1 protein-coding gene is annotated in these 2,520 nt (G+C 71.3%); it reads right to left on the bottom strand.

Annotation, left to right across the window (positions count from 1 at the left end):
- Nucleotides 1-199 precede the first annotated feature (199 nt).
- Nucleotides 200-2,251, bottom strand: a complete 2,052-nt coding sequence (locus ABZ532_RS31500; RefSeq protein ID WP_361291409.1) for a DUF3560 domain-containing protein — start codon at nucleotides 2,249-2,251, stop codon at nucleotides 200-202.
- Nucleotides 2,252-2,520 lie beyond the last annotated feature (269 nt).

Raw genomic sequence — 2,520 nt, forward strand, 5'->3', positions numbered from 1 at the left:
AGGGGACGAACAAGAGGTGCCGCGCCGCCAGGCGCGTCCACGGCCCGGTGCCGACGGCACCGGCCGACGAAGGAGGCCGGGGCCGGCGAGCACGCGCCGGGCCACCAACACCGCCGCCCCGCCAGGGGCGTCCGCTACCGCCGCGGCGGCGCCACCCCGCCCCCGGCCGGCTCGGCGGGGACGGGGCGGTGCGGGGTGTTCAGCTCGCCGGGCTCTGCGGCGCGGGTGCGGCCGCGACCGGCTCCGTGTCCTCCCGTTCGGTGATCTTGGCGCGGACTTCCCCGTAGCGGATTCCGGTCCGGCCGCCGAGTCGCACGAACCCGGCCTTCTTCAAGACCTCGTCCACTCCCTGCCAGATGGCGGCGGAGGCGGGGCCCTCGTTGAACTTCACGCCCTCGGGCGCGTCGATGAAGACGGCCGGGATGTCCTCGCGCACGGTGCCCCGGCCGTTCGCGTAGACCATGCGGGCCTGCCTCGACCCGTAGGCGGCGGTGACGATGACCATCTTCGGCCCGCTCGTGCGCTTCTTCGCCTTCCGCTTGGCCGGGGCGTCCTCGGGGGCGTCCTGCTCCACCGGTACGGCGGCGCGGTCGCAGTATGACCAGTGGCCCGGGGTGCAGGTGGCCGGGGCCTCCGGGCTCCCGAACCCTTTACCCCACGTCCGGCCGCAGCGCGGGCACTGCTTGCCCTCGTGCTCACCGGCCGCTGCGGCGTGCGCCCGGATCACCTCCAGCGTGCCGGTCCAGTCCTTGCCCACACCGACAGCCGTGCCGTTCGCGTTGACGGTGCGGACCTCGAAACGCAGGTCCGTGACGTCCCGGCCGGTGACCATCCGCACCCGGTACACCCGCCCGCACGTGCTGGTGAAACTCCACTCACGCTCGGGCAGCTTCAGCATCTGCTCGCCCTCGGCCAGCAGGTCCCGCAGGCGCTCGGGGATGTCGGCGGACCCCTCTACCTCCGCCGGGGCCTCGTCCTGGTCCCCGGTGCTGCTGGCGGTCACGCCGTCCATAAGCGCCTTGGCGTCGGCGATGCTCGGCGTCCGGTCACGCTCCAGATAGCGCGCCATGTCCCCGGCGCTCATGCGCGTCTTAACGTCGGAGTAGTCCACCGGCTGCCTGCCGACGTGCCCGTCCTCGAACGTCGCATCTGCGGCAGTCATGACCGCCTTCGGAGCAAGACGGAGGTTCCACGCCACCGTGAGCGTCTTCTTGTTGACCCGCAGCACCTCGTACCACGATCCGCGGGAGCGCACGAAGTCGCCCTTGGTGAAGTCTTCGGCCGTCCACACCTTGAACCCCTCGGCCTCCGCCTTGGCCACGATCGACCGCCAGTAACCGACTTCCTCGGTGAGCTCGTCGCGCCGCCGCGCGAGCTCGACCACGACGGCCGGCGAGAGCCGCACGGAATAGCCGTTGTTGGACTCCCCGCGCTGCCAGCGGATGACCCCGCGCAAGTCCGCTTCCTTGGTGTCGATCCGGCGCAGGGTCCGGGCCGGGTTCGTGCGGTGCTCCGCGTACGCGCCGGACGCCTCCGCCCGCTGGGCCCAGTGCTTGGCGCGCTCGCCCTCCTGGATGGACTTGCGCATGGCGTTGTCCATCCGAGCATGGTCCCGCCGGGCGCGTCCCTCGCTGTGGTGCCCGACCAAGATCGGCTGACCCATGTAAAAGCGCTCGCTGATCTGCTTCGACCGCTGGTAAGACGCGTCAGACGATGCGGTTGCACGGCTGGCCCGGTCCTCGAACCGTTCGGTCCGGCTCTCGGCCCGCTCCTCGCGGTCGGCTTCGGCGTCCGCGAATGCGCGGCGCTCGTCCTCGTTGACGACGACGCAGACGGTGAAGCCCAGTTCGCGAATCGCCTTCGCCGCCGGGTCGATCTTGTACCGGTCCGCCGACCTGTCCCGGGAGTGGTTGAGACCCAGGCATCCGAGCGAACGGAAGAACCGCCACCCGTGCGGGCGGATCGCCTCAAAGATCCCGTCTCCCTTGCGCGAGCCCTCCAGAAGGGTGCCGTCGGCGCGGGTGTGGGTGATCACGACATCCGCCTTCTCGGGCGGGCAGTCACCCTCCCACGGCGGCGGCGGGAAGGTCGCGGCCACGCACGCGGGGCACACGCGGGCGAGTTCGCCGCCTGAGTACAGCGGGGTTTCCTCGTGCCCGCACGCGGAGCACTCGCCGTCTCCGGCGAAGGCGAGCGTTACGGACCGGTACCGGTTGTCCACCGGCGTGTTCTCGACCTGATCGGTTGTCACGGTCGCTCCCTGGTGTTGAAGGTTCGGGGTTCGTCGTCCGGGGCTGCCATCCCCTTCCGACATCACTAATTCTGCCTTATTTAGGGGTCTGGGTCCACCTGAAACAGGGGTCTCGGGGGGTGATCTGGATCACACGTTTTCGCAGGCCAGGGGCGGTTTCCGCCCCACCGGCGGCGGCCTCGCCGGGCGGCGTCCGCCACGGCTCCGCCCGGTGGGCGGGGGCTCCCCTCGGTCGGTCGGGCAGGCTCGCCCGTACCCGGGTTCCGGCG

Origin of the sequence: Streptomyces sp. NPDC019396, from assembly GCF_040632375.1 — a bacterium.
Classification (GTDB): domain Bacteria; phylum Actinomycetota; class Actinomycetes; order Streptomycetales; family Streptomycetaceae; genus Streptomyces.